Consider the following 23,745-nt stretch of genomic DNA (forward strand, 5'->3'; position numbering starts at 1 on the left):
GCCATCGGATCCACCTTGCGATCGCCGCCCGGATGTGGTCCGTTCCCCGGTGCTCGCTGCTTGCCGCGCGGAAGCATCCGCACCCCACCGTCGGGTTATCGTGAGGTGTGAAGCCGTTCGTCCTCCTCGCCACGCGCGCCGAAGACGTGCCGGCCGATGAGGAGTACCGCCTCTTCCTCGAGGGCACCGGATTGACCGAGCGAGATCTGATACGAGTCCGGCTCGAGGCAGGTCCACTGCCCCCGCTGAACCTCGACGCCCTCTCGGGCATCTTCGTCGGCGGCGGACCGTTCAACGCGTCGGACCCGTTTGAGAAGAAGTCGCTCGTGCAGCGTCGCGTCGAGTCGGAGTTCGCCGCGCTCCTCGATGAGGTCGTCGCGCGCGACTTTCCCTTCCTCGGCGCCTGCTACGGCGTCGGCACCGTCGGAGCGCATCAAGGCGCCGTGATCGACCGCACCTTCGGTGAGCCGATCGGAGTGGCGGATATCACTCTCAGCGCGGATGGAGAGGCGGATCCCCTGCTCCGAGGCCTCCCCCGCGACTTCGGGGCATTCGTCGGCCACAAGGAGGCGATCAGGTCGTTGCCCCCTGACGCCGTGCTGCTGGCTTCGTCGCCGTCTTGCCCGGTGCAGATGTTCCGCGTGGGGACCAACGTCTACGCAACACAGTTCCACCCCGAGCTTGATCTCGACGGAATCATCGCGCGCATCCATGCCTATGCCGGCTACGGATACTTCGCGGCCGACGAGCTCGCGGCGACGTTGGCGGCAGTGCGACGAGAACCCGTGACGCAGCCGCGTCAGATCCTCCGCACATTCGTCGACCGCTATGCGCGCTGAGCGGCGCGCCCGTCCACGACCCGTTCCACCTCGACGAGGTCCAGCCCGTCGGGAAGGTCCAGTCCCAGGTCGACCAGGACGATCCGTCCGACCACTCCGGGGCCCGCTGCGACACCGACTCCGCGCTTGACGGCACCGAAGGTGACGGTGACGGCGGCGGGAAGGACCGCGTCGTCGGCGCTGCCTTCATCGGGATGCAGTCCGCTGGGCAGATCGACGGCCACCACCGGTGGGATGTCGGCACCGCGCATGGCTGACACCGTCTCACGGGCCGCCCCGCGAAGCGGCCCGCGCGCACCGAGGCCGACGATGCCATCGACGACGAGATCGTACGCGGTGGCATCGAGCCCGTCGGCTTCGATCCGACGCACGCCGGCGGACGTCGCCGCCGCCAGCGCGGCGACGTGGGCATCTCCCGAGGTCAGGAGGGTGTCGACGTCCATCCCTGACTCGACCAGGCGCTGTGCGGCGTACAACGCGTCTGCACCGTTGTCTCCGCGTCCGGCAAGGACCAGCACCCGCGGGTGCGGTCGCCCAACCAACTCATCGGCGATCACGCGCGCCAGCGCCGAGGCCGCCCACCGCATGAGAGGCTCGCCCGCTTCGAGGAGCGGCTTCTCTGCGGCGCGCACCTGGTCGGCGGTATAGGCCGGCGCGGTGGAGGTCATTCCGACTTCTCCCGTTCTTCCCGCTCGGCTTCGCGTGCTTCCTCCAGGTCGTCGACGGCGGTCCGCACGGCGCGTTCGGCGCGCTGGACGCGCCGCTGGGCGAAGGTGGAGGCGCCGTACTTGGCGCGCACCCGGTCACGGTCCTCTTCGACGCCGGTGACGATGTACGCGCTGGCGATGAGGATCACCTGCGCGGAGAGGTTGATCCACAGCAACAGGGCGATCAGGGACGCGAACGACGCCAGCAGCGGGTTGCTCGTGGCTCCTCCGACGAAGAGACCGGAGAGCTGCTGCAGCACCGTGAGGCCGACCGCCCCGAGCAGTGCTCCGCTCCACAGCGACCGCGCCGAGGCCCGCACGCCGGAGAGCAGCCGGAAGGACGCGGCGATGAGGCCGGCATCGAGTGCGAAGACCGCTGCGACGGTGACGGCACGGGTGAGGATGATCTCGACGGGCCCTTCATCCGGACGGCCGAGCCACTCCGTCACGATGCCGACACCGGCGGTGCCGAGGATGGTCACCGCGGCGGAAGCGGCGAGCCCGAGACCGATCCCGATCGCCAACGCGAGGTTGCGCAGGAGCACCCATACGATCATCAGGTCGTTGGGTGACTCGTCGGCGATAGTCCGCATCGCAAGGCGGAGTGAGCCGATCGCTCCGATGGCTGCTCCGACGAGTCCGATCGTGGCGATCGCCCCGGTGATGCTCAGTCCCGTCGGCGCGCTGATGGCCTCGGCGTCGATGAGGCCATCGCCGTCCGTGCCGATCAGGCCGGGAATGGCGCGGTTCACCGCATTCACGAGCGCCTGGAACGCCTCGGGATTGCCCGAGAGCCACAGGGCCGCGAAAGAGAATCCGAGCAGGACCCCGGCGAACACGCTGAACAGCGTGCGGTAGGTGACGCTGTCACTGAGCTGGGGACCGCGGCGCTCCGTATACAGGAGCACGGCACGCACGATCTTGAGGGTAAGGATCCACCGGACGGCGCGGGCGAGGACGTCCTTCATGTCGCTAGATTATCGAGCGCTCGGATCCCGGAATCCGACCTTGACGTCTTACCCGGTCACCCGATAGCGGCCGTAGTGATCGTGAGGAGGATCGCCCCCCAGGCGCCGGCGAGAAGCCAGGGTCCGAAAGCGATGCGCGTCTTTCCGCCCGCACGTCGAACGATCACCAGCACCGCCGCGAACAGCCCTGCGCCCGCGAAGGCGAGCAGGACTCCCACCAGCACCGCGTCCCACCCGAGCCAGCCGAGGTGGATGCCGATCAGACCGGCGAGCTTGACGTCGCCGCCCCCGATCGCATGCGGCGAGATGACCCTGACGACCAGCAGTGCGGCGAACAGGACGAGCCCAGCGCCGACGGCACGGAGAAGTGGCGCGGAGTCGCCTCCCGCGATGCCGGCGACGAGAAGAGCGACGCCCGCCGCGCCGTAGCCCGAACCGACGATGCGATTCGGGAGGCGGTGGGTGCGGGCATCGATGATCGCAAGGGTGACGCTCACGCCGCCGAACGAGGCGTACGCCGCGGCGATGGCGACGTGCGCGATCGTCTGCGCGGTATCGCCCTCCATGTCGGCGAGCCTAGATCCGTCTGCGCACCGGACCACGCGTTCCGGGGGATCTGTGGAGAACGCCGCGCATGCCGGGGTCGTCCTTTCAGCTCACCAGTGAGAGTGGATCGCCTCGCGAAGATGGCGATCGTACACATCCTGCACGGCACGGTCGAACTTATCGAGGTCGAAGCCTCCCTCGATGAGTTCGCCGGCGTCGGCGTTGCGCGATGCCTGCGTGACGTTGCGCGCGCCGGGGATGACGGTTGTCACACCGGGCCGGGTGGCGACCCAGGCGAGGGCGGCCGCCGCCAGCGGAACCGACTTCGGCAACGTGGCGGCCAGTTCGCGAGCCGCCTGCACGCCGACGCCGAAATCGACCCCCGAGAAGGTCTCGCCCCGATCGAAGGCCGCGCCGTCACGGTTGTAGGTGCGGTGATCGTTCGCAGCGAAGGTCGTCTGGGCCGTGTACTTCCCTGAGAGCAGTCCGGATGCGAGCGGCACGCGTGCGAACACGGCAACACCCGCCCGCTGCGCGGCTGGAAGGACCTCGTCGAGCGGCTTCAACCGGAACGGGTTGATGATGATCTGGATGTTGCTCACCTTCGGCCGGCTGATCGCCGAGAGCGCCTGGTCGCAGGTTTCCACCGACACTCCGTACGCGGCGATCCGGCCCTCGGCGACGAGTTCGTCGAGGGCCTGATAGGTGCCGTCGGATTCGATGATCTCGGTGGGCGGGCAGTGCAGCTGAACGAGATCGAGGGTTTCGGTGCGGAGGTTCTCCCGCGACCGGTCGGTCCAGGCGCGGAAGTTCTCGGGTGTGTAGTTCTGCGGCTCTTGCGCAACACGGCGCCCCATTTTCGTCGCGACGGTGACCTTGCGCTCGTGTCGCTCGGCGAGGAACTCTCCGATCAAAGTCTCGCTGCGCCCGTCTCCGTACACGTCCGCCGTGTCGAAGAGGTTGACGCCGCGATCGACGGAAGCGGCGAGGACCGCGCGGGCGTCGTCTTCCGACACGTCGCCCCAGTCGGCACCGAGCTGCCAGGTGCCCAGGCCGAGGGCGGATACGTTGCGGCCGGTACGGCCGAGGCTTCGCTGCTCCATATCCCCGATCCTACGGAGGCGGTCTCCGCGATTGTGGGTCTTGACATGCTCCCGCTCGAAGCCGGAGCCGAGGGGCTAGAACGGTGCGTTTTCGGTATCCGGTGTGAACATGACGGTGCGCGGCGGATCTTCGATGTACGAGCGGCCGAGAGGAGAGGTGAAGTGCAGACGCCCGCCGGGATGCTGGACGACGGTCCATCCCGCGACGTGTTTGAGGGTGTGGTGCCGTTTGCAGAACGCTCCGAGATTCTCCACGTCCGTTCTGCCGCCGAGTGCGTAGTCCTCGCGGTGATCCCACTCGCAGGTTCTCGCAGGTGTGCGGCATCCGGGAAACCGACATCGGACGTCGCGCGCTGTGAGGAACCGGCGTTGCGCAGCGGTCGCGGACCGGCGATCGACGGCGAGGACCGCGGCGGACACGGGGTCGAGGAAGACCCGATCGAATCCGGGGGCGTTCCCCGTGAGGATCTGCACGGTCTTGGGGTCGACCGCGCATGTGCCATCGAGCATTGCGCCGCCCTGCGTGCTGCCGGTGAGAGACGTGGCCGGGATGGTCACCTGAACCTGCGCGCGGATCGCGGCCAGCCCACCCTCGACGGCGTCCGCGGTCGGGTCGACCGTGGGGGTGGCCGTCAGCAGCATGTCCAGCAGCAGGTCGGCGCGCATCTGGTCAAGCGTGCGCTCGTCGAACGGAGGCGATGTCAGCGCGTCCGCCGCGGTCGCCTCCGGGGTGGCCGCATCCGACCCGGCCCCTTCGCGATCAGCGGCCTCTCGGCGAGCGGCTCGGTCGGCGGCCTTGAGCGCGCGACCCTGTCGCGTGAGGCGATCGTAGGTCCCGTGGATCTCTGCGCTCGGGCCGATGGCGCCGAGCATCGACATGCCGTCTCGGAGATCTTCGACCCACACCCGTCGCCCCTGCACGGCGTCGTCGTGGCGGTCCTGCATCGTGTGGGGGTCGTACTTCTCGGCGACCTGTTCGGCGAACGACCGCAACCGCGCAGCGGATGTCGACTCGCCGTACTCCACCACCTCCCGCTCGAACGCCGACCGCCGCTCCGGCTCGATGAGGTTCGCACCGGCATCAACGATGACCTGCACGTGCCGGCCTGAGAGCCTCCCCTCGTGCCACGCCGTCCAGGCCGCGGGGAACCGCGTCACGATGCGGTGAGCGTCGAACAGGCGGGTCTGCATCGTCCGGTCACTGACCCGCGCCGGCACCGCGAACTCGGCCGCCATCGCCCGCAACGGCATTTCACGCTCCCGGGTGGATGCATCACGGAGCCTGTCGGTCTGTGCCTGACTGATCGCGTATGCCTCGGCGAGCGCCCGCGATCTCCGCGCCTCCAGACGGGCGATCGCCGCGTCCACTTCCGCGGCGATCGCGACCAGCTCATCCGTTCGCCGCGCCTCCGCCGCTGTCGCGTTTCCCGTCATGATCCCCCCGCCTTCTGACACCACCGAGCCTAGGGACGGGTTCCGACATTTCTCCCCATGTGAACGATCAGTGAGATACGTAGGCTCGTACTTTTCCTCGAAGGATCAGCTCGACCACCGCGTCACTCCTGGTCAGTCCCAGGTCGAGAGACGGACCCGGGTGGGGTTCCCCACGTCGAGACCCTCGGCCTGACGGACCGACTTCTTGATCGGCAGCACGAAACAGCCCGACGACGTGTCTGGGAAGATCGACGTTTCCCAGCGGGACCCGCCGATCTCGACGCGAACCTTGACCGAGCCGAAACCGCGGCTCGGTCGGGGGAACTCTCGGATGTCCTCACTCGGCCCCGGCGGGACCGTCACGAAGTACCAGGACGAGTCGTTGCGCGCATCCCACAGCCACAGCTCCGCATCGAACTCGATGTTCACCCGGTGATCACCACCGGAGTCCCCAAGGGCAGTGCGGCGAGAGCTTCGGCACCGGCGGCGTCGATGCGCAGGCAGCCGTTGGAGACCGCCCCCGACCGCGCATCGTGGTAGTGGAAGGCTGTGATGGCGACGTCGGCGCCACCGAAACCGTCGAGGGTGGGACTCTGCACGGAGAGGTAGATGAGCGGATTGCCGCGCGTGTAGGCGAAGCTCGGCTCGGTGCGCACCGTCATCACGAACGATCGACCGACCGGTGTCGGCGTCGCCTCGACCCCGTACCCGAAGTCGGTCGCGACGCTCTCGCGGCGATCTCCTCTCACGATGTCGACGGTGCGGTCGCCGAGGGAGACTTCGACGACCGCATCCTGGGCCGTCAGCTCGACGTCTTGGGTTCTCATCCACCCGGTCAGCTGCGCCGGATCGCCGCTCGAGGGGTATGCCTGCCGCCCCACGAGCATCACACGGACCCATGCGTCGTACTGCTCGATCACCGGCACCACCGTGCCGTCGTAGACGTAGTCACGCGGAAGCGCCGCCACGGGTTCTCCACCGGGCTCCGCGAAGACCGGGGCACGTTCTTCGACGGAGCGCGCAGCGACACCGACGACGTCGCCCAGGGGGTCGTCGTCGACCGGGAGCTCGGGGATGACCGCGAAGACGGTCACTTCCGGGAGCCCGGAGAGGTCGTAGACCGTCGTGTCCGCGGCGGGCCCGGTCGGTGTGGGTGTCGCCGTGGGCGTTCGCACAGGTTCGACGGTGGCGGTCTGCACCGGGGCAGGGGTCGCGGCGGTCTGCCGACTCTCACCGGGCTGGGCGATCCAGGCGACGATGAGTGCTGTGACGACGAGCACGGCGGCAACGGCGAGCGCCATCCATCCCGCGTTCCGTCGGGTGAGCACGCGGTGCGAGGTCATGTATCCATCGTCGGCTCGGATGCTGGCCCGCGCAAGCGATCTGACGGCGGCGAGACGGGCGTGCGTACGGCTACCCGATAGGCTCGGCGACGATGCTTCCTCTCGCCATCATCACCATCACGCTCGCCCTGGTGCTGTACACGGTCGGGGTGTGGGCGGAGCGCATCCAGAAGACGCTTCGCTGGTGGCACGTGGTGTTCTTCGGTCTCGGCCTCGCCGCCGATACGACCGGGACGCTGATGATGACGGCCATTGCGGGCGAACGCCGTGACGCGGGCATCCAAGCGAATGCAGCGAATGTGCTGATGGCCTGGACGGGCACCTTCGCCATCCTCCTGATGGCGGTTCACCTCGTCTGGGCGATCGTCGTGCTCGTGCGCGGACGAGAGCGCGAACTGCACACCTTCCACCGCTTCAGCATCATCGTGTGGGCCGTTTGGCTGATCCCCTACGTCGCGGGCGCGGCCGGTTCGATGGCCGGCTGATCCTCCGTCGGCGTACAGGCTGGACATCTGCGCGACGAGCAGCGCGTGCTCTCGAACTGCGGCGTCAGAGCGCGGCCCGTTGCAGTTCACCGTAGGCGCCCTCGACCGCGGCGGCCAGTCCCGCGACGTCGGGCACCGCGGTGGGGTCGGTGCAGAATCCGATTCCCACGGCGTCGGCGTGCGAGATCGCGGCGATACGAAGTGTGTGGTGCGCGCCGGGCTCGGACGATGAGAACAGTTCCGCGACACGACGACCCGAGACGGTCGTCTCCCCACGGGGCCCCGGGACGTTCGAGATGGCGACGCTGAACTCGCGCGGACTCGACTCGACCCGATCGAGAAGTGTCGATGCGGAGGGCAGTCCCGCGATCGCGTGCAGCTGGCCGACGGCGTGCAGGAGGTCGTACATGAGCTCGGCATCGTCGGCCTGCTTCGCCGCACGGGTCTGCGCGCTGATCCGGTCGAGGCGGGTCAGCGGGTCGGATGCGCCGAGGGCGAGAGTGACGTTCATGAACGAGTCGCGATTCCCCACCCCGGGGCCATCGTCCTGGTGGTGGAGGCTCACCGGAATCTGGGCGCGCAGATCGAGATGGGCGGCAGTCTCCCCCAGCCACGACCGCAAACCGCCGGCGACCACGGCCATCAGCGCGTCATTCACGGTCGCATATGCGGGGCGAGAAGCGCCGATCGCCTTGAGTCCGCTGAGGGAGACCGTCGCGAATGCCAGCTCGCGGCGAGCGGTCAGGGGTCGGTCGAACGGCGAGCGCGAACCCGGATGCCCGAGCTCGCGGCCGATCGCTGCGGGGAGCCTGTGCCAGAGACTCCGACGCGGGCGGCGCGTGTGGGGGCGCACGCCGACCGTCGACGTGGGATCCTCCCGTGGATCTGCCACCAGGTCCTGAAGCAGTCTCGTGCCCGCGATGCCGTCGACCATGGCGTGATGCAGGCGGGCAGCCAACGCCTGTCGTCCGTCGTCGAGGGGCCCGATGACATCGACCGTCCACAACGGGTGGCGGTGATCGAGGTGCTCGGCCATGAGCGTCCCGACCGCACGGCGCAAGTCCTCGCTGGACGCGACGCGCTCCGGATAGCGGCGGACGTGGCGGCTGACATCGAAGTTCTCCGCCGCGACCCAACGGGGTCGACCTCCCTCGGTCTCGACTCGTTCCCGAGCCCTCGGGTGCTCGTGCAGCTGAGACTCGACGCGGCGGCGGATGTCCTCGAGGTCCAACGGTTCCCCGGGCTCGAGGATCATGAGTTTCAGCGTGTGGCCGGTGACGACCGCCGATTCGAGGGCGAGGATGCGCGCGTCGTCCGGGGAAAGGAATCCTTCTTCCGCCATCACGCCGCCAGCCTACTCAGGCGGATGCTGTTCCCCGGCGCCGCGCCCTCCATGCGGCGGCCGCGAGGCTGGCGGTGTGGGGCACTCGGCGTCTCGGGACTGCGGACTCCTGCGTCCGCCGAGGGGCGCGAAGGCCCCCGCAAGGGCGCTCGGGGACGCGCGGTAGCGGGTATTCCGTTGCGACAATAGGTGAGTGGACCGTCTGCGCGTGGCACAGCACGTCGAGATTCGTCGGTATCGAAGCGAGGATGCAGGAGCCACGCTGGCGGTGTTCCTCGATGCCGTAACGGTGACCGCTGCGGCTGACTACTCACCGGAGCAGATCAGTGCGTGGGCGCGCCCGCAGCAACGGAATTCGCATGCGTGGAACCGCGAAATGAGCGACCGGAACAGCTACGTCGCGCTCGTCGACGGTGCGGTCACCGGATTCTCCGATGTCACTGCGACCGGTCATATCCACATGATGTTCGTCTCCTCCCGCCACGCGCGTCGAGGCGTGGCCAGCGCGCTCCTCGGCCGGATGGAAACGGAGGCGTGGACCACGGGCGCCACCGCACTCTCTGCGGACGCGAGTATCACCGCGCGACCATTCTTCGCGCACCACGGCTTCGTCGTGGTAGCCGAACAGATCCCCGCTCCGGCCGGCGTGCCGATGACGAACTTCCACATGGTCAAGGACATCCACGAACCGCGCGGACAGGGGTGATGTCTCCGGACATGGCGGGGCGCGTCACCGGCGATCTCGCCGTCACCCGAACAGTGCGCACGTCGCGAACGTCCGACACCACATCCGCCCCTTCCCCCCGCGCACAACATCATCCGATGAGAACGTGACGCAGCACACGTCACCCCCCTCACCAGCCGGAGACGGCAACCACCCCGCTCACAGAACGATTCGGCGCGCCCGGAAACGAGCGGACTGAGCCCCCAACGATCCCGTCACCGCTCCACACGGGATCACGCAACCAATACCTGCGCACAAAACACCGAAAACACGAATGGCCTCTGCGAAACCGCAGAGGCCATTCGTGTTTTCCGACCTTGCCAAGCTGTTTTGCAATCACTATTGCCAACAGCCCTGCGGTGGGCTGTTGGCAAAACCTGTAGGGGCGCCGATCGCCCGCACCTCCCCTCTAGGTCTTTCCTGCGACGCTCCGCAGATTTTCCTGCAACCAGGCGTCGCACAATCCAGATCAACGCTCGCATCGGCGGACGCTGCTTTCCTCGCCCAGGGCCCACTGCAGCATTGGTTCCCTCTTTCGTCGAAGGTGACGTCACCCAGCCTCGGGACCGTGAGGCGCGCTGATTGTCGGCACATCCTCACTTACTGAACATGTTCACTAACGGTGTACAGTGATCGCATGCCGACGTTTCCGGGGCCAGTGGTCGTACTTGCTGGCGCGAGCGGGTTCATCGGGAGCGCGGTCGCTGACGCGTTCGTCGAGGACGGATACGAGGTGAGATTCGTCGGCCGCGATGCGCCTGTCCGGTGGGATGATCCCGATGCTCTCGGCCGCGCGGTGAACGGGGCCGACGTTGTCGTCAACTTCGCAGGCAAGTCTGTTAACTGCCGGTATACCGACCGAAACCGCTACGAGATCCTCGCCTCGCGCGTGCAGACGACCCGTGCGTTACGGGAGGCAATCGCGCACGCCGACCATCCCCCGCGGGTCTGGATGAACGCGTCGACGGCGACGATCTATCGGCACGCGATGGACCATGCAAATACGGAGGACTGCGGGGAACTCGGCTCGGGGTTCTCCGTCGATGTTGCGACGTCTTGGGAACGCGAGCTGTTCGCGGACTCGCTCCCCGCCACGCGCCGGGTGGCGCTTCGGATGGCGATCGTCGTCGGCGACGGACCTGCAACACGCATGCTGTTCAGGCTCACGCGGAGGGGTCTCGGTGGAACCCAGTTCGACGGCTGGTGCCCGCCGCATCGCCGCTACCGTGGAATCGGGGAGCACCCCACCGGCAGCGACCGTGCACCGTGGCACCGCACTCACGGACGTCAGAAGTTCAGCTGGGTCCATATCGACGATGTCGTCGCCGCCATTCGCTTCATCCGGGACGAGGAGAATCTGTCCGGCCCGATCAACATCGCGTCACCGCAGCCGTCCGATAACCGTGCGCTCATGCGAACGCTCCGGCGGGTCGTCGGCCGCCGGGTCGGCCTGCCGAGTCTTCGATGGATGCTGGAATGCGCGATGTGGGTGATGTCCACCGAGCCCGAACTTGTCCTCAAGAGCCGGTGGGTCATCCCGCAGGCCCTTACCGACGCCGGATTCACCTTTTCGCACCCCAACCTGCAGGAGGCGCTCACGGAAGTCCACACCCGCCATGCCAACACGACAACACCCGGGGCGGCCAGGACAGAGAAGACCACGAGCCATGCCGCGTAGCGCGGAACCTGGAACCAAAGGCGAGCGCACCCGCGAGCGCATCCGCACCGCCGCGCTCGCGTCCTTCCGCGACAACGGGTATGACGCAACGACGATCCGGAAGATCGCGGACGAACTCGGGATGTCTGTGGGAGCGACGAACTACCACTTCCCCTCGAAGAACCACCTCGTTCAGGAGCTGTACCTCGATGTGCAGCACGCGCACCGCGCCGCCGCCGAACGCCTGCTGGAAAACGAGACGCGACTCATCGACCGGCTGGCCATCGTCTACGCAACCGGAATCGACCAACTGATGCCGTACCACGCTCACGCCGGTGAATTCCTCTCGGCCGCGGTCTCGCCACGATCACCGATCAACCCGTTGTCGGCCGAATCCGCTAGCTCCCTCGACATTGTCGAGGAACTGTTCGCACAGGCGGTCGAAGGCGCCGCACCCTCGGGTCTGCCCGCCGACGTCCGCGCACTCCTCCCTCGCGCACTGGTTCTCGCGCACCTGCTGCTCGCGCTCTTCTGGGTGTACGACACCTCCGAAGGCCAGCGCCACACACGGGCGCTACTCGAGCGCGGTCTCAAGCTGTTGGGGAATGTGCTCCCGCTGGCCCGGGTGCCCATCCTCCGAGGCCCCCTACGCGACGTGCTCTCACTCGTCACCGAGGTCCGCGCATGACAGCGCCCGGACAGCGACCGGGATACATCACCTACGCGGCCGCGATGGTCGGACAGGGATCATAGGGATGGCCAATCCCGCGACGGCAACCAGAGGCCACCAGGTCGAGGTCATGACGGAAATGACGACACCGGTAAGCGCGATAACGCCCAGGGCGATCCAAAGGATCACGCGCGTATGAACAGACGCTGAAGACGCCGCTTTCGTCATGACCTCATGCTACGAAGGGCTCGCATTGTTCTCCACTGTCGCCGGGCGATCGCTCATGGACCGCTTACTGGGTGGCGCTGAGGAGGGCGTAGAGGTACCGGCGGCGGGCGAACAATTGCGCCGCCAGGCCATGTTGACCAAGAGGTTTCACTCCCGGCTAGGTGAGTCTTGAACGGTGACCTTCATGGTGGTGACCGCCGCAGAAGTGACCGCCCGCGAACTGTTCGATATCTCGCTCGACATCGACGCGCAGGCGTCTTAGATGCAGCAATCCGACGAGCGCGATCGCCGGGACAACGCGAGCAGGCGAAGATCGAAGGCGTCCGACTCGCGTGAGCATCGCGCGGCGGAGGGTGGAGTGGCGGCGTTGCCAGCCAGAATCAGGTAGTCGGATCCCCGGGGGCGGCGCGCCGGCCGACCGTCAGCCACGCGACCGAACCGATGAGCGGTACGAGAAGCACGACGACCGTCCACACCAATGCTTGCGTCGCAGCGAGCCGGCGCGCAGAACGAGCGAGCGTCACCAGCGCAACGATAGTGAGTGCGATGACGAGCACGACGACGATTGACCAGACGAGGTCGTAGCCAGCGGGGATCAACGGATTGTGCTCGTCGCTCACACCGCCACCATACGGGGCGTTGCCGTGGCTGCGGTTAGAACGCCGGTCGATCGGTCTCGAGAATGCACTCTGCCCATCCACGCGCATCCGCGCGCAGGGATCCCTCAGCGCGGATAGCCGCCGAAGGCGACGAAGGTCCGTCAAGCGACTGTTTTCGGGCGGGCAGCGTCGATGTAACGGGGGGGATTCCGCTGCGCACTTCGCGCTCAATCACGCCGGGTAGTCGGGGATCCGAATACCCTCCGCGAAGAGATCCCGCCGGGTCTCCGCGGCCAGATCGCTACCCACCAGAGGAGAGAAGAAAGTGAGATGACGCAATCCGGGCTCGCGGACCCATGGCCCCAAGTCGTCGACTTGGGTCGAGAAGCCTAGACGCGTTCCTCGAGGACGGATGGAGGGGTCCGTGGCAGCCCGCCGCGCGCGCTCCTTCTCAACGCGCTCCAACTTTCGCCACCGCCGGTCGTAGTCCTGCACCCGCCGTCGGACAATGATCTGCGGCGGTGTACGACCCGAAAGGCTACGTCCGCTGCTCACCGATGCAGCGACGACAATCGAGACGATGAGGCCCATCGTCAACATCATGTAGTCGGCAGGACCTAATGGGACAGCATCTCCTGGCTCGTTGGTCGGCGGCCACAGAATCAGCGCCGCCAGACCCACCCCGATGTACACGACTCCGGCCCATTTCGCGAATAGTGTCCTGCCGACGAACGCGCGTCGATAAAGACGTAGACGCGCTGCTTGCCAGGCCACCGACTCCTGCCACTGGGCCTTCTCAGCGCCCTCGGGCAGACCGCCTGCGATGCTCATGTCGTTCTTGATGCGTCTTGTCCAGCGCGTCGGAGGATTGTAGAACTGGGCAAGGGCAATCAGCGCGCCGGAAACCAGTGCTGGTGTGAGGAGCCAGCCCAGCCACTCGCTTGCCCAGGTATCGAGTTCAGGCACACGGTAACTATGCCGTCCAATTTCTGAACTTGACCGGCGCGACGCGCGCCGGCTCTAGCCCAGCCGACGAGATCTCGCCGGAGTCTGCGGTGCGCGGGATTCTTCGCCCGGATCTGACCCCCGATCTGAGCTGAATCGTTGGTCGTATGCTCGGCTCATGAATCCGAAGGTTCGTGGACGGCTCGTCGCTGGGAGTTCGAGCGTCGCGCTCGTTGGGGCCGTCGTCACAATCGTCTACTTCTACGGCGACTGGTTGGTGATGGCGGTGCCGCCGGAGCTATCAACTCCATGGATACGTTGCCACTTAATCGACTCGAAGGCCTGATGGTTCACGAGAAGCCCCTGTCCGGCGGCAACGCCAGCGGCGACGGCGTGGTCCGGGTGGGTGAGACGGTCCGCAAGCCCTGGGCGGCCTCGACTCCCAGCGTGGTCGCGTTCGTGAACGCGCTTCGCACTGCCGGGGTCGATGCTCCGGCTCCACTGGGGCGAGATGATGAGGGCCGTCAGATCCAAGAGTTCGTCCTGGGCTCGCTCGCGATAGACGTGTACCCGCTCCCCCAGCCGGATCTTCGCCGCGTGGGAGCAATGGTCCGCGCCATCCACGACGCGAGCTCAACTTACGAGCCACCAGCTGATGCGGTCTGGGAGACGGCTATCCGCTCGCCCGGCGACGACCTGATCTGTCACAACGACCTCGCGCCCTGGAATCTCCTCATGGGTGAGCGGTGGATGTTCATCGACTGGGACGCTGCCGCCCCAAGTACACGCCTTTGGGATCTCGCATACGCCGCGCAAGCCTTTACGCTTTCTGACCCCGAACGCGACCCGGGCCTCGCCGCGGCGGACCTCGCGGCCTTCATCGACGGCTACCAAGCCGACGACCAAATCCGTCACCGCCTCCCGGACACGATGAGCGAGCGCACCACGGCGATGTACGAGCTGCTGCGCTTCTCCCACGAGAACGGCGCGGAGCCGTGGGCCTCGATGTTTTCCGAGGGACACGGCGAGCATTGGCTTCACGTAGACCGCTATGTCCGCAGCCACCGGAACACGTGGCGCACGGCTCTGCTCGCGTCCTGATGCACGCGCGAACGTAATCAGGGGAGATCTTGCAAGAATCCACGAAACGGCCTGCCCGGTAGCCTCGGTGCGTGACAAGAGCTGAAAACAACGCGCCGCACGCCCAGCGCGTGCTCGTGGGAGGCCTCGGTCACGCGGAGCTGTTAGCTCGACTCGCCCGTGCGGGCGTCTTCCTGAACGCACATGCCGAAACCCTTCTCGCCGCAGCAACACTTGACGGCACCTCCGTGCCCGAGGCGATATCAGTCGAGCAGCGGTCTGTCCGCGAGCTTGGCCTTCCCAAAGGCGGGACGCTCCGCGCGATCTACGAACGCGCCAACACAGATGGGCTGACCCTCTGCCCACCCATCACTGCGGCCCACCTCAGGCTGGCTATCCGGGGTCAGGCATCGGCCCCTGATAGTGTGCTGAGCGCCGGCCGCGCCCCATCGGAATCGCTCACCGTCGCTGCACCCCGGCTCCGAGACGACGACGACTTCCCTGCAGGCTTCTACCTCAGAGTGGTCGACGGCCACCCGTGGCTACGGGGCTACCGGTGCGATGACAAACACGTTTGGTCTGCAGATGACAAGTTCGTCTTCCGGACAGTCAATGACGCCTGCCGAAACCACCAAACCGCTCTCCGGACACGCCGGGGCGAGTCATTCTGCGGTTCTTCGGGGTTGCGTTGACCATCTCTGGGGCGCTGACGTTTTCGTCGGCGATCGACTCGTGGTGGGTTGGCGCCCTTGCTTTGGTTGCGGGTTTCGTCCCTCCTATTGCGACGGCACTGATCCTCAACAGGATGCGGCGTTCGTATCCCGCAGAGCCTCGATAGAGCGGGCCCGTCACCCCGGGGTACGGACTAGGCCCGGCAGAAACGCAGTCCGGAGCCATCGACGCCCTCACCCGTGCACGGGATTCCAACACATCGCGCTGAAGAGGGGCTCGCGATCGCGTGCGGAAAGGCTGGCGCTAGCTGCAGAGGGTTAGACGCGCCTCAGTGCAGCGTCGTGCATTCGGGCGGTGCGGAATACAACCACGATTCGGGCGAACTGAAGTTTCTACCCGCCCTTGATGCAGCGACCGCTCGGGGCCGACTGTCAGCAATGCGACCGGGCCGAGCACCGGAACAAGGGGCACGCATGTGCTGCGATCACCGCGGCCCGTGCGATCTGAAGTTCTCGCGAACTCTTTCGGCGGGATCGGACAATACCTGGTGTGGGTGTTGATGACGGTGAACTCATCGCTCGTTCTCTTCGAGAGCGTGCGGTGTTCGCGGAGATCTATGACCGTCATGAGCGGGTGGTGTTCCGGTATGCGGCGCGGCGCGTGGGGGTCGTGCGGGCAGAGGACATCGTGTCGGAGACGTTCCTGGTCGCGTATGACCGACGAGAGATCTTCGATGGGTCGGCGGATGCGCGCCCGTGGTTGTTGGGCATCGCGACGCGGCTCATCGGGAAGCTCTCCCGCGAGGAGGCGCGGGCGTGGCGGGGGATGGTTGCCGCTGATCTCGCCCGCGTCGATGAGGACCCGTTCCATGCGGCCGATGACCGGTTGGATGCGGGCCGGGTCGCGGGGCGATTGGGACGCATGCTCGCACGCCTGCCCGCAGGAGATCGAGACGCGCTGTTGCTGTACGCGTTCGCTGATCTGGACTACGCCGGGGTCGCCTCAGCGCTCGGAGTACCTGTGGGCACGATTCGGTCGCGATTGAACCGGGCACGACGGAAGCTACGCGCCGCGCTGCCGGCCGGAGATGTGGAGGAGAACCATGGACGAGATTTCGTTCCTACGCCGAGTACGGAGTGATGTCCCTGAGCGGTCGCGCGAAGGAGTCACCGCCGGCCGCGCGGCCCTCTTCGAAGCCATCAACGACACCGATCGAGAAACGACACGGCAACGGCCGGGTGGGACACGCCGTGGCCGGTGGGTCGCCGCGACGGCTGTCGCCGGGGTGACGGCGGTGGTCGGGGTAGTCGCGGTGAGCGTGGTGGGCATCGACGGTCGCGGGGGCGCTGATCCCGCGGCGGCAAGTGTTCTGGAAGATGCGGCGTCAGCCACCCTCCGCTTCGATGACCCCGTCGTCGAAGAAGGGCAATACCTTCTCGTGAAATCCGACGGAGTCTTCGCAGGAGCCGGGTATCTCTCTCAGGACACAGCCGCGTATTTCTTTGGCGGGGTGCACTCTGAGCTCTATGTCCCGGCAGATGTCGAAGAGGACTGGATTTGGATCCAGTGCGCCGCGGTACCCGTCGAAACGTTCGGGGACGAGTCCGAGCAGCTTGTCGACATCACAACCAGCGACGACGTGGACATGTTCCGACGCGCGCCCGGCGGGGCACTCTACGAGGACGCGAACCTCATCGGCAACGTGGACTACGCGGCCCTCCCCCGAGACCCCGACGCGTTGCTCGACCGCATCTACGAGCTGACGACCGCACTCGAAGGGGGTCCTGCCGGAAAATCCCGCGATGGCGCTGCACTGACCTTCATCGCCGACACACTTCGCGTCGGGACCGTGCCGGCAGACCTGCGGGCCGCGCTGTACCGGGCCGCGGCGAAAATCCCCGGAGTGACCATCACCGCCGACCAGGCCAGACTCAACGGCACGACCGGGATCGCGGTCGGCCGACTCGAAACCGAAGGGAACCTCCAGCAGGACATCATCCTCGACCCGGACACCGGTCAGTTCATCGGCGAACGCGAGATCGCCATCGACGGCGACGACATCCTCCCGCCCGGAACGATCACCACCTCCACCGCCGTCACCACCCACGTGGTCGATACCGCACCGACGGACAGCGCCTCGTGCGAAACCCGCCGATAGGGAGCCCAGAGTGGAGGTCCTCTCCCCTACCGCACCCCGCCGTTCTTCTCGTCATCAGCTGCATCGGCGCCATCGCCGCCGCACGAAGAACCACCCCCTTGCGGGCGCTGCGCGGCGGAGGAAGGTCATGGCGCGACAGGCTCCGCGTCGGTCGTCAGCCGTCAGCGGTCGGGCAAGCGCCGTGCGAGGATCGCGCCGTGCGGTCGCGGCTTCGACTGTGGCGCGAAGCGGATATGTGTCTCGATGACTGCAAAGCCTGCCGCGCCGAGCCGCTCGGAGAACGCATCCGGCGACCAACGCCAGGCCTGCGCGACGGCGTGGTCGAAGGGTTCGATGTCGGCGCCGACGAAGAACCCGACGAGGAGCGTTCCGTCTGCTGTCAGGACGCGAGCGAACTCATCGAGCGCGCGGTCGATGGTGTCGGGGTCGTGGTGGATCAGCGAGTACCAGGCGAGCACCCCTCCGACGCTGCGTGACGCGAGAGGCAGCTCGTCGATGCTGCCCACGAGGTACGGGATGCCGGGGTACCGGGTGCGGGCGTGCTTGAGGAACGCCGGCACCTGGTCGATCCCGCTCACCTGTGCGCCGCGGGTCGATAGGTAGCCCGTCCAGTGGCCAGGCCCGCAGCCGGCATCCAGGATCGGCCCTTCGACCTGATCCGCCCAGTCGGAAACGAGTTGCCGATCCGAGCGGTGCACGCTCTCCATCGAACCAAGGAGCGCGATGTATTCATCCGCGCGGTCCGTGTAGGACGCTTCAACCTCTGAGTCCATCGCCCCGAGCCTACGTCCCTGTTCAGCGGCACTCGACTCAGGATCCCCAAACGGGCGCTGCGCGGAAGCGGAGGCCTTCCGAGCATTGGGGCGGCGTGGCCCAAGAATGTCGGAGGTCCCCGTTACCTTCACCACATGCGAAGCGCCGTCGCTAGCCTGGCGGCCGCCGATCCTCAAACGGGCGGTGCGCGTTAATGGGACCGTCACGGGCGCTGTCGCCGGGTTCAGCTTCCGGCCGTAGCGGCTCTTTGCGCTGATTGTGACTTTGTGGCGTCAGCATCCACCCATCGTTGGCGTGCCCGAGAGGGCCGGGGCCTTTGATGAGACCGCACGCCACCTGCCTCGGTAGCGGATCTTCACGACCGGGCGGAGGACCTTCTCACGCGTGAAGACGCCTTGCATCTCATGGTTCGGGTAGAGGCGTTGCTCGTCGGTCCATGCCGTGGGATACATCTCTTTGGTCGAGAGTGACGTCCATCCGTAGTCAACCGGCTCCAGCGGCACCTCGAATCCGTGCTTGCCCTTGCCCGGTTCGTATTCGTGCCAATGCTCCCAGTACTTCAAGTTGCAGACGACTCCCTCAGCCTCCACACTCAGCCGCACATTGCGCGCCGTGGCGTCGCCGTCATTCCAGATTCGGCAGATCGTGATGAGAACGCCGTTCGGCCCGACCATCGATAGCGGCTCCCACTCAATCTCGAAGTGAGGCTTCGGGCGGAACCATGCATTCTGGAGCAGAGTGCCCACCGAAATGAGGATGGCAACGATAGCCAGCGCGGCCGTGGCCCAGTCGTTCGCTTGGAAACTGGAGAAGAAGTCGCCTATCGCATCCATCTCGTGGATCGTATCGGCGTGAAGCTGACGAGAGAGTTCGCATCTCCGAGGTAACGACCCGCCGACCACGACATGCCTTATCGAAGGTCGATCCGCAATCGGGCGGCGGAGCAGAACGCGCCAACAAGCGAGCCGGCCGTGAAGCTCTTAGGATCTGTTCCATCGCAGCTCTGATGGCATCCGACTGCGCACAGAGCGGACTGTTCCTGAGGCCGAGTGACGCGCCAAGCTTTGGGGCAGGGAGGAGTCATGTGAGCGTCGACGACTATGTGACCGAGGATGGCACCGGCCTGCTCCAGGACCTCCACGTGCGAGACCTGTTGCCGCCCACCGGCACCGCAGTGAAGCTGCTGCTCATCCTCGAGTCGCCGCATGCCGAGGAACTGGTTGAGCGCACACCGGTCGTGGGAGGCGCCGGCCAGTCCGCCATCGAGTACCTCCTTGGCCGGCCAGGCGGGAGCCTCGGCGAGTACGTCGATGCGATGCACGCCGCCGGCGACTTCCGCGTCGGTGTGATGAACGTCTCCAACGTGCCGCTGCAGCGCGGGGCTTACGACGACGATGCTGGCCCGCTGACGCCGGACCAGTGGGAAGTCATTCGTGTCGTCCGCGAATCACCCTCTTGGAAGGTCGATGGCACGATGACTCCGGAGGCGAACCGCATCGGCCTCATTGTTCAGGCCGGCCTGCAGTCGCGGATAAGTCGGCTGGCGTTCGAACCGGGTGCGCGAGTGGCGCTGTGTGGTGACGTCGTGCAGCGCTTCGCACGCGGCCTCACCGGTCTGCCGGGTAAGCCCCTGAAGGTATATCACCCGTCGCGGAATCAATGGATGAACAACCCGGACCGCGAGGAGCACAAAGAGCTACGCGACCTCTTCCTCGCGAGCACGGCACCGCTGCCCACGCTGGGTGGAGCGCGGTAGACGTTTCGCGCATCCTCTGGCGCGGCGAACGGTTTCGTGTGATTGAGTAGCTCACGCGCGAGGCTCGAGGGCATTGGGCTGCCTGGCGCACGATTGTGATCAGCGACGTGGACCATCGAACCGTCGTCGTGGACATCGAGTGCGTCGAGGGGGACAATTGGGCGCTCGTCGCCGCGATGCAGTCCGGCGCCGACTGTAGCCTGCGATGGTGAGCCCGAGACCGTCCCATCGCGTTACGCGTCCAGTCAGGAACAATCTGTTCGACTGGCTTTCGCTGTCCGAGTACAACTGGTCCGGCCGAATGGAACATCCCGACTTCCTCGCCCGCCTATACGACCTGGACTCTCTGCCGAGCACCGACTCCCGATACCGCAACGCTGCGGGTGACATCGCACAGCATATGGTTCGGAACTACGACTGGGAGGACGACTGGGTTTTCGGGGACGCCAGATTCAATCTGCGTGGCGGCTCCGACGAGAACTTCCTAAACTTCCTCGCGGCAACTGTTCACCCCATTGTTCGGACGCACGCTGACGACGCGGCCGCGATGGTCGAGGCCTACAACGCGACTCTCCGACGCGACAACTTCGAGCTGTACGAGGTAGATCGTCTCGGCGACCGAGTCATCTACGGCTGGCGCGAGACGACTGTCTACCGTGCTCCGAGTGCCAGCCAAATCGCGCAGCAACCGGACTTGACCGAGAACGCGGTCCTGCGTCAGCACCTCGGGCGCATCGAGCGAGACCTCGAATCCGACCCGCCAGCTGCGATTGCGTCATGCAAGAACCTCATCGAGAGCCAGTGCAAGATTGTGCTCACGGACCTCGGTATCGAGTACGGCCGCAACGATGAGATGCCGAAGCTGTTCGGGAAAGTGGCGTCCGCTCTCGCAATCGACGCGGCATCAGTTCCCACAGACCCGCGCGGTAGCAACGCCGTCAAGCGCGCGATGGGCTCGCTGTCGGGTCTCGTGACCGCCATCGCCGAGGCGCGTAACGCGATCGGCAGTGGACATGGTGCAGACACACTGAGTGCTGCGACGCCCAAGCATGCACGTCTGGTCTTCAACTCGACCGTTGCGGTCGCGCAGTTTGTGGCCGACACCTGGCATGAGACATCCCGCTGGCAGGCGACCGACGACGAATTCTGATGTGTGATGGCTGAGGGCGATGTCGCAGAGACGATGCGCGGCATCCTTGCGGCCATCGCCATTCGGGCACTGCGCGATAGGGGGAGCTTCGCGTTCACTCCGTATCGAACGCCGGAACGACGTCCTTGGGCGCCTCGATTCGGATGCGCGCTAGGGGGGCGTATGCTCCGAGGCGGCTTGACCCTTCCGGGGTCACTCCTCGAGGCTGCCAGTCGCGAGAGGTAGACCGAGAGACTCGCGCATGACTTCGTCGGCTCGCTGCGCAGCGTATGCCGCAAGCGGCTCACGGTCTGTCGCCCGATAAAGGTCAGCCAGCATCGTCAACGACTGGCTGAGAATCAAGCGGTCCTTGAGCTCAGTTCTGTCGTCGAGCACACCAGAGACCCTCAGGAAGGACGCCTCCGCCTCGCCAGTTCGACCGAGCTGCTCTAGCAACCCACCTCGGGTGAGCAGCGCCCCCGCGTGGACGGACGTGACATCCAGCGGACTCCCCGCGGGCGCGCCCGCGAGCTGCTCGAACTGCAGCATGGCGCCTGAAAGCCACTCGATAGCCTCCACGAATCGGTCTAGCGACAGACAGCAGCGAGCCGCGGCGACCTGGCTAACACCGAGGGCGAAACGAGAGTGGTCGTTTGCCTCAAGACACTGCGCGATACCCGCCGCTGATGCGGCGGCGGCGAGCCCCTCCTCGGGCTCGTCCAACTGGTCCAACATCTCGCTGGCCGTGATCAGCACACCACCGTGCACAACTGCCAGCGAAAAGTTGTCCTGTTCCGCCTCGTGCGCGCGGCCTGAGATCGTCAGAGCCTGAGTGATGGAAGCCCTTGCCTCATCCGCGAGGCCTGCGTGAAGCTCTACTCCGGCGAGTCCGACGAGGCTGCTGACGAGGAGTCCTTCGGACGAAGAATCGCTGTCGGGTCGTCGGCTGATCTTGGTGGATATGGTGACGGCGCGACGCATCCGTGTTCGCGCATTCTCGAAGTCCGCGAGCTGCATGTCCAAGACGCCCTGGAGAGTGAGAGCCGTGGCTGCGAGGTCAGCATGGTCGTCGTTACGGTCGGAAAGGTCGACAGCGAGCGAGGCCGCACGGCGCAGAATTTCGCCAGCTTCCGTCCCCGTCATGAGCCGCACAGACGCGTCCATGAGCAGCGCCGTAACCAGCAGCACGTCATGGTCATGGTCATCGGGATGGAGGGCGCTAAGGGTTTCGCTGATGCTGGCGGACTTCGCGAACTCCGCCATCGCCTGCTCGCGCCGTCCTGTCCGGGCTGACTGGAATCCGGCAAGCAGAAGCGCTACCGCGCGTGCGTCCTCATTCTCGTGCGGCCGCGCTTCTGCTAGAAACGTCATCCTGTCCACGAGTGCCTGCAGCTCATTCGCCTGACGGGGAGGCAGAGTCGGCGGGGGGGTGCTGGACGACTTCACGGGTGCGACAGCCGAGGCCACCCGGATCTCGTGCTTGTTGCCGACGGGGTGAACCTGTGCGTACCCGAGCGGTGGTGGGTTGTAGGGCGTCGTTCGGACGATGTGACGTGCAATGCGGACCGCGATGCTAGCGCCGCGGCGCCGTAAGCCACTACCAGAGGTCGTGAACAGAACACGATCCGAGCCCTTGAACATGCCTTTCGCCAGAAGAGCTCGTTCGTCCTGACGCTTCTCACGAGCGAAGTCGCCGTCGAGCTCGTCTGTGCCTATCCACGCACGTTGACGAATGCCCCCAGGCTTCTTGGGCGCGATGTCGCGGCCGCCCTTCATCGGGAGGCCGGGCCGGTCGTCCTTGTCGTAGGAGAGAGCCCAATACACCTGAGCGATGCCCAGCAGCATCTCGGTTGTCTCACGGTCGGCGGGCTCAGCGGTCACCTCGACCAGCGCTGCGTACAGGGTGTTACGAAGACCCTCCTTGTCGTCGAGGTCCGTGAAGTAGTGCTTCAAGAACGGGTCGACATCAGTCGGAACCGTGATGCGAGCGCTGAGGGGAGTCACAAACGCGTCGGACAACCCGTCGGCCTTCGCCAGCGAGTTGAGGTACCAGGCGACGACCAGTACCTCCACTGCGCGCGGATCCGAGCCATCGCGCAGGTCCGACGGGGTCTCCTTCCACAGCATGGAATCTAGTACGAGGCCCCCGGTCACGTCCTGATCATCTCATCTGGACAGGGCCGGCTGCTGTCCAGACAGCGGTCAGCTTCTGTCCGGATCGGATTCGTCCGAGCATGGTCACGACGCCAGTCCTGGCGGACAAGGAGGACTCCATGACCATCAACTCTGTATCGGCCGAACGAGGCACCGGCGACCTATTCAAGGACATCCTCGCGGATAGTGACTTCCGGGGAGGGATGACAGAGGCGGCACGTATGGCCGGCCGCACGATCTCTGCCGCCTGGACCCGCCACCGCGGCAACGAGGTACTGGTGGCTCTCGCGCGGAACGCGCTGAACGCTCGACGATGAGTCAGCAGGAACGAGCCACGCGATACCCGCGACGAGGTGAGGCGTGACCACTGACACGCCCTCCAAGAGCACCACCACCGCCGCGCTCGATCCTCTTGCGGGCATTGCGCTAGCG

General features: G+C 66.2%; 25 protein-coding genes. 12 read left to right on the forward strand and 13 right to left on the reverse strand.

Features of this window, described 5'->3' with window-relative positions; all coding sequences use genetic code 11:
• Window positions 1-107: 107 nt before the first annotated feature.
• Window positions 108-839, forward strand: a complete 732-nt coding sequence (locus RZO50_RS14225) for a glutamine amidotransferase (protein WP_322600388.1) — start codon at window positions 108-110, stop codon at window positions 837-839.
• On the opposite strand, the gene RZO50_RS14230 is transcribed toward RZO50_RS14225, so the two are convergent.
• From RZO50_RS14230 to RZO50_RS14260, 7 genes are all read right to left on the reverse strand, one after another.
• A complete protein-coding gene (locus RZO50_RS14230; RefSeq protein ID WP_322600389.1) occupies window positions 827-1,507 on the reverse strand; it encodes an NAD(P)H-hydrate epimerase in 681 nt (226 codons plus the stop codon). The two genes, RZO50_RS14225 and RZO50_RS14230, sit on opposite strands and share 13 nt — an antisense overlap.
• Window positions 1,504-2,514 (reverse strand): YihY/virulence factor BrkB family protein, encoded by a 1,011-nt coding sequence (locus tag RZO50_RS14235; protein ID WP_322600390.1) that lies wholly within the window; start codon window positions 2,512-2,514, stop codon window positions 1,504-1,506. Before RZO50_RS14235 ends, RZO50_RS14230 begins: the two co-directional genes overlap by 4 nt.
• Window positions 2,515-2,570: 56 nt before the next feature.
• Window positions 2,571-3,080, reverse strand: a complete 510-nt coding sequence (locus RZO50_RS14240; RefSeq protein WP_322600391.1) for an A24 family peptidase — start codon at window positions 3,078-3,080, stop codon at window positions 2,571-2,573.
• A 90-nt stretch (window positions 3,081-3,170) separates the two neighbouring features.
• Window positions 3,171-4,163 carry an aldo/keto reductase gene (locus RZO50_RS14245; protein ID WP_322600392.1) on the reverse strand — a complete coding sequence of 331 codons (993 nt, stop codon included), beginning with the start codon at window positions 4,161-4,163 and terminating at the stop codon, window positions 3,171-3,173.
• A gap of 75 nt (window positions 4,164-4,238) precedes the next feature.
• A complete protein-coding gene (locus RZO50_RS14250; RefSeq protein ID WP_322600393.1) occupies window positions 4,239-5,597 on the reverse strand; it encodes an HNH endonuclease signature motif containing protein in 1,359 nt (452 codons plus the stop codon).
• Between the two features lie 132 nt (window positions 5,598-5,729).
• Window positions 5,730-6,026, reverse strand: a complete 297-nt coding sequence (locus RZO50_RS14255) for a DUF1905 domain-containing protein (protein WP_322600394.1) — start codon at window positions 6,024-6,026, stop codon at window positions 5,730-5,732.
• Window positions 6,023-6,940 carry a L,D-transpeptidase family protein gene (locus RZO50_RS14260; protein WP_322600395.1) on the reverse strand — a complete coding sequence of 306 codons (918 nt, stop codon included), beginning with the start codon at window positions 6,938-6,940 and terminating at the stop codon, window positions 6,023-6,025. Before RZO50_RS14260 ends, RZO50_RS14255 begins: the two co-directional genes overlap by 4 nt.
• A gap of 92 nt (window positions 6,941-7,032) precedes the next feature.
• Between RZO50_RS14260 and RZO50_RS14265 the strand changes: the two genes are divergently transcribed.
• Window positions 7,033-7,425: an HsmA family protein gene (locus tag RZO50_RS14265; RefSeq protein WP_322600396.1), complete on the forward strand. Its 393-nt coding sequence runs from the start codon at window positions 7,033-7,035 to the stop codon at window positions 7,423-7,425.
• A 64-nt stretch (window positions 7,426-7,489) separates the two neighbouring features.
• Here RZO50_RS14265 and RZO50_RS14270 read toward each other — a convergent pair whose 3' ends face one another.
• Complete coding sequence (locus tag RZO50_RS14270; protein ID WP_322600454.1) at window positions 7,490-8,767, reverse strand: wax ester/triacylglycerol synthase domain-containing protein; 1,278 nt, start codon at window positions 8,765-8,767, stop codon at window positions 7,490-7,492.
• A 208-nt stretch (window positions 8,768-8,975) separates the two neighbouring features.
• Here RZO50_RS14270 and RZO50_RS14275 point away from each other — a divergent pair, with 208 nt between their 5' ends.
• The 3 genes from RZO50_RS14275 (at window position 8,976) to RZO50_RS14285 (ending at window position 11,836) form a co-directional block, all read left to right on the forward strand.
• Window positions 8,976-9,473: a GNAT family N-acetyltransferase gene (locus RZO50_RS14275; protein ID WP_322600397.1), complete on the forward strand. Its 498-nt coding sequence runs from the start codon at window positions 8,976-8,978 to the stop codon at window positions 9,471-9,473.
• A gap of 655 nt (window positions 9,474-10,128) precedes the next feature.
• The gene (locus RZO50_RS14280) at window positions 10,129-11,169 is read left to right on the forward strand and encodes an epimerase (protein ID WP_322600398.1); all 1,041 of its coding nucleotides are present in this window, start codon (window positions 10,129-10,131) and stop codon (window positions 11,167-11,169) included.
• A complete protein-coding gene (locus RZO50_RS14285; RefSeq protein ID WP_322600399.1) occupies window positions 11,159-11,836 on the forward strand; it encodes a TetR/AcrR family transcriptional regulator in 678 nt (225 codons plus the stop codon). Before RZO50_RS14280 ends, RZO50_RS14285 begins: the two co-directional genes overlap by 11 nt.
• A gap of 590 nt (window positions 11,837-12,426) precedes the next feature.
• Here RZO50_RS14285 and RZO50_RS14290 read toward each other — a convergent pair.
• Window positions 12,427-12,666 (reverse strand): PLDc N-terminal domain-containing protein, encoded by a 240-nt coding sequence (locus RZO50_RS14290; RefSeq protein ID WP_194425379.1) that lies wholly within the window; start codon window positions 12,664-12,666, stop codon window positions 12,427-12,429.
• 210 nt (window positions 12,667-12,876) lie between these two features.
• The gene (locus RZO50_RS14295) at window positions 12,877-13,611 is read right to left on the reverse strand and encodes a hypothetical protein (protein WP_322600400.1); all 735 of its coding nucleotides are present in this window, start codon (window positions 13,609-13,611) and stop codon (window positions 12,877-12,879) included.
• 324 nt (window positions 13,612-13,935) lie between these two features.
• Between RZO50_RS14295 and RZO50_RS14300 the strand changes: the two genes are divergently transcribed.
• From RZO50_RS14300 to RZO50_RS14315, 4 genes are all read left to right on the forward strand, one after another.
• Window positions 13,936-14,691, forward strand: a complete 756-nt coding sequence (locus RZO50_RS14300) for a phosphotransferase (RefSeq protein ID WP_322600401.1) — start codon at window positions 13,936-13,938, stop codon at window positions 14,689-14,691.
• A gap of 71 nt (window positions 14,692-14,762) precedes the next feature.
• Window positions 14,763-15,362: a hypothetical protein gene (locus RZO50_RS14305; RefSeq protein WP_322600402.1), complete on the forward strand. Its 600-nt coding sequence runs from the start codon at window positions 14,763-14,765 to the stop codon at window positions 15,360-15,362.
• A gap of 529 nt (window positions 15,363-15,891) precedes the next feature.
• Window positions 15,892-16,482 carry an RNA polymerase sigma factor gene (locus tag RZO50_RS14310; RefSeq protein WP_322600403.1) on the forward strand — a complete coding sequence of 197 codons (591 nt, stop codon included), beginning with the start codon at window positions 15,892-15,894 and terminating at the stop codon, window positions 16,480-16,482.
• A complete protein-coding gene (locus RZO50_RS14315; protein WP_322600404.1) occupies window positions 16,445-17,500 on the forward strand; it encodes a CU044_5270 family protein in 1,056 nt (351 codons plus the stop codon). The genes RZO50_RS14310 and RZO50_RS14315 overlap by 38 nt, the downstream gene beginning before the upstream one ends.
• A 161-nt stretch (window positions 17,501-17,661) precedes the next feature.
• Here the strand turns inward: RZO50_RS14315 and RZO50_RS14320 are convergent, their stop codons facing one another.
• Window positions 17,662-18,273, reverse strand: coding sequence for a class I SAM-dependent methyltransferase (locus RZO50_RS14320; RefSeq protein WP_322600405.1), 612 nt, complete (start codon window positions 18,271-18,273; stop codon window positions 17,662-17,664).
• Window positions 18,274-18,546: 273 nt separating this feature from the next.
• The gene (locus RZO50_RS14325; RefSeq protein WP_322600406.1) at window positions 18,547-19,107 is read right to left on the reverse strand and encodes a hypothetical protein; all 561 of its coding nucleotides are present in this window, start codon (window positions 19,105-19,107) and stop codon (window positions 18,547-18,549) included.
• Window positions 19,108-19,358: 251 nt separating this feature from the next.
• On the opposite strand from RZO50_RS14325, the gene RZO50_RS14330 reads away from it, so the two are divergent.
• Together RZO50_RS14330 and RZO50_RS14335 are read left to right on the forward strand one after the other, a co-directional pair.
• Window positions 19,359-20,030, forward strand: coding sequence for a hypothetical protein (locus tag RZO50_RS14330; RefSeq protein WP_322600407.1), 672 nt, complete (start codon window positions 19,359-19,361; stop codon window positions 20,028-20,030).
• 208 nt (window positions 20,031-20,238) lie between these two features.
• Entirely contained in the window at window positions 20,239-21,180 is a 942-nt protein-coding gene (locus RZO50_RS14335) for an abortive infection family protein (protein ID WP_322600408.1), read from the forward strand.
• A 192-nt stretch (window positions 21,181-21,372) separates the two neighbouring features.
• Here the strand turns inward: RZO50_RS14335 and RZO50_RS14340 are convergent, their stop codons facing one another.
• A complete protein-coding gene (locus RZO50_RS14340; RefSeq protein ID WP_322600409.1) occupies window positions 21,373-23,286 on the reverse strand; it encodes a hypothetical protein in 1,914 nt (637 codons plus the stop codon).
• 146 nt (window positions 23,287-23,432) lie between these two features.
• Between RZO50_RS14340 and RZO50_RS14345 the strand changes: the two genes are divergently transcribed.
• Window positions 23,433-23,630 (forward strand): hypothetical protein, encoded by a 198-nt coding sequence (locus RZO50_RS14345; RefSeq protein ID WP_322600410.1) that lies wholly within the window; start codon window positions 23,433-23,435, stop codon window positions 23,628-23,630.
• The last annotated feature ends 115 nt before the right edge of the window (window positions 23,631-23,745 follow it).

Source organism: Microbacterium xanthum (genome assembly GCF_034531355.1).
GTDB classification, from domain to species: Bacteria; Actinomycetota; Actinomycetes; order Actinomycetales; family Microbacteriaceae; genus Microbacterium; species Microbacterium xanthum.

What these genes read in the sequence shown, in the direction of transcription:
- RZO50_RS14245 (WP_322600392.1), bottom strand. Translation starts at nt 4,163, where the DNA reads ATGGAGCAGCGAAGCCTCGGCCGTACCGGCCGCAACGTATCCGCCCTC.
- RZO50_RS14320 (WP_322600405.1), bottom strand. Translation starts at nt 18,273, where the DNA reads ATGGACTCAGAGGTTGAAGCGTCCTACACGGACCGCGCGGATGAATAC.
- RZO50_RS14325 (WP_322600406.1), bottom strand. Translation starts at nt 19,107, where the DNA reads ATGGATGCGATAGGCGACTTCTTCTCCAGTTTCCAAGCGAACGACTGG.
- RZO50_RS14230 (WP_322600389.1), bottom strand. Translation starts at nt 1,507, where the DNA reads ATGACCTCCACCGCGCCGGCCTATACCGCCGACCAGGTGCGCGCCGCA.
- RZO50_RS14340 (WP_322600409.1), bottom strand. Translation starts at nt 23,286, where the DNA reads ATGCTGTGGAAGGAGACCCCGTCGGACCTGCGCGATGGCTCGGATCCG.
- RZO50_RS14240 (WP_322600391.1), bottom strand. Translation starts at nt 3,080, where the DNA reads ATGGAGGGCGATACCGCGCAGACGATCGCGCACGTCGCCATCGCCGCG.
- RZO50_RS14250 (WP_322600393.1), bottom strand. Translation starts at nt 5,597, where the DNA reads ATGACGGGAAACGCGACAGCGGCGGAGGCGCGGCGAACGGATGAGCTG.
- RZO50_RS14315 (WP_322600404.1), top strand. Translation starts at nt 16,445, where the DNA reads ATGGACGAGATTTCGTTCCTACGCCGAGTACGGAGTGATGTCCCTGAG.
- RZO50_RS14300 (WP_322600401.1), top strand. Translation starts at nt 13,936, where the DNA reads ATGGTTCACGAGAAGCCCCTGTCCGGCGGCAACGCCAGCGGCGACGGC.
- RZO50_RS14280 (WP_322600398.1), top strand. Translation starts at nt 10,129, where the DNA reads ATGCCGACGTTTCCGGGGCCAGTGGTCGTACTTGCTGGCGCGAGCGGG.
- RZO50_RS14235 (WP_322600390.1), bottom strand. Translation starts at nt 2,514, where the DNA reads ATGAAGGACGTCCTCGCCCGCGCCGTCCGGTGGATCCTTACCCTCAAG.
- RZO50_RS14345 (WP_322600410.1), top strand. Translation starts at nt 23,433, where the DNA reads ATGACCATCAACTCTGTATCGGCCGAACGAGGCACCGGCGACCTATTC.
- RZO50_RS14285 (WP_322600399.1), top strand. Translation starts at nt 11,159, where the DNA reads ATGCCGCGTAGCGCGGAACCTGGAACCAAAGGCGAGCGCACCCGCGAG.
- RZO50_RS14265 (WP_322600396.1), top strand. Translation starts at nt 7,033, where the DNA reads ATGCTTCCTCTCGCCATCATCACCATCACGCTCGCCCTGGTGCTGTAC.
- RZO50_RS14270 (WP_322600454.1), bottom strand. Translation starts at nt 8,767, where the DNA reads ATGGCGGAAGAAGGATTCCTTTCCCCGGACGACGCGCGCATCCTCGCC.
- RZO50_RS14260 (WP_322600395.1), bottom strand. Translation starts at nt 6,940, where the DNA reads ATGACCTCGCACCGCGTGCTCACCCGACGGAACGCGGGATGGATGGCG.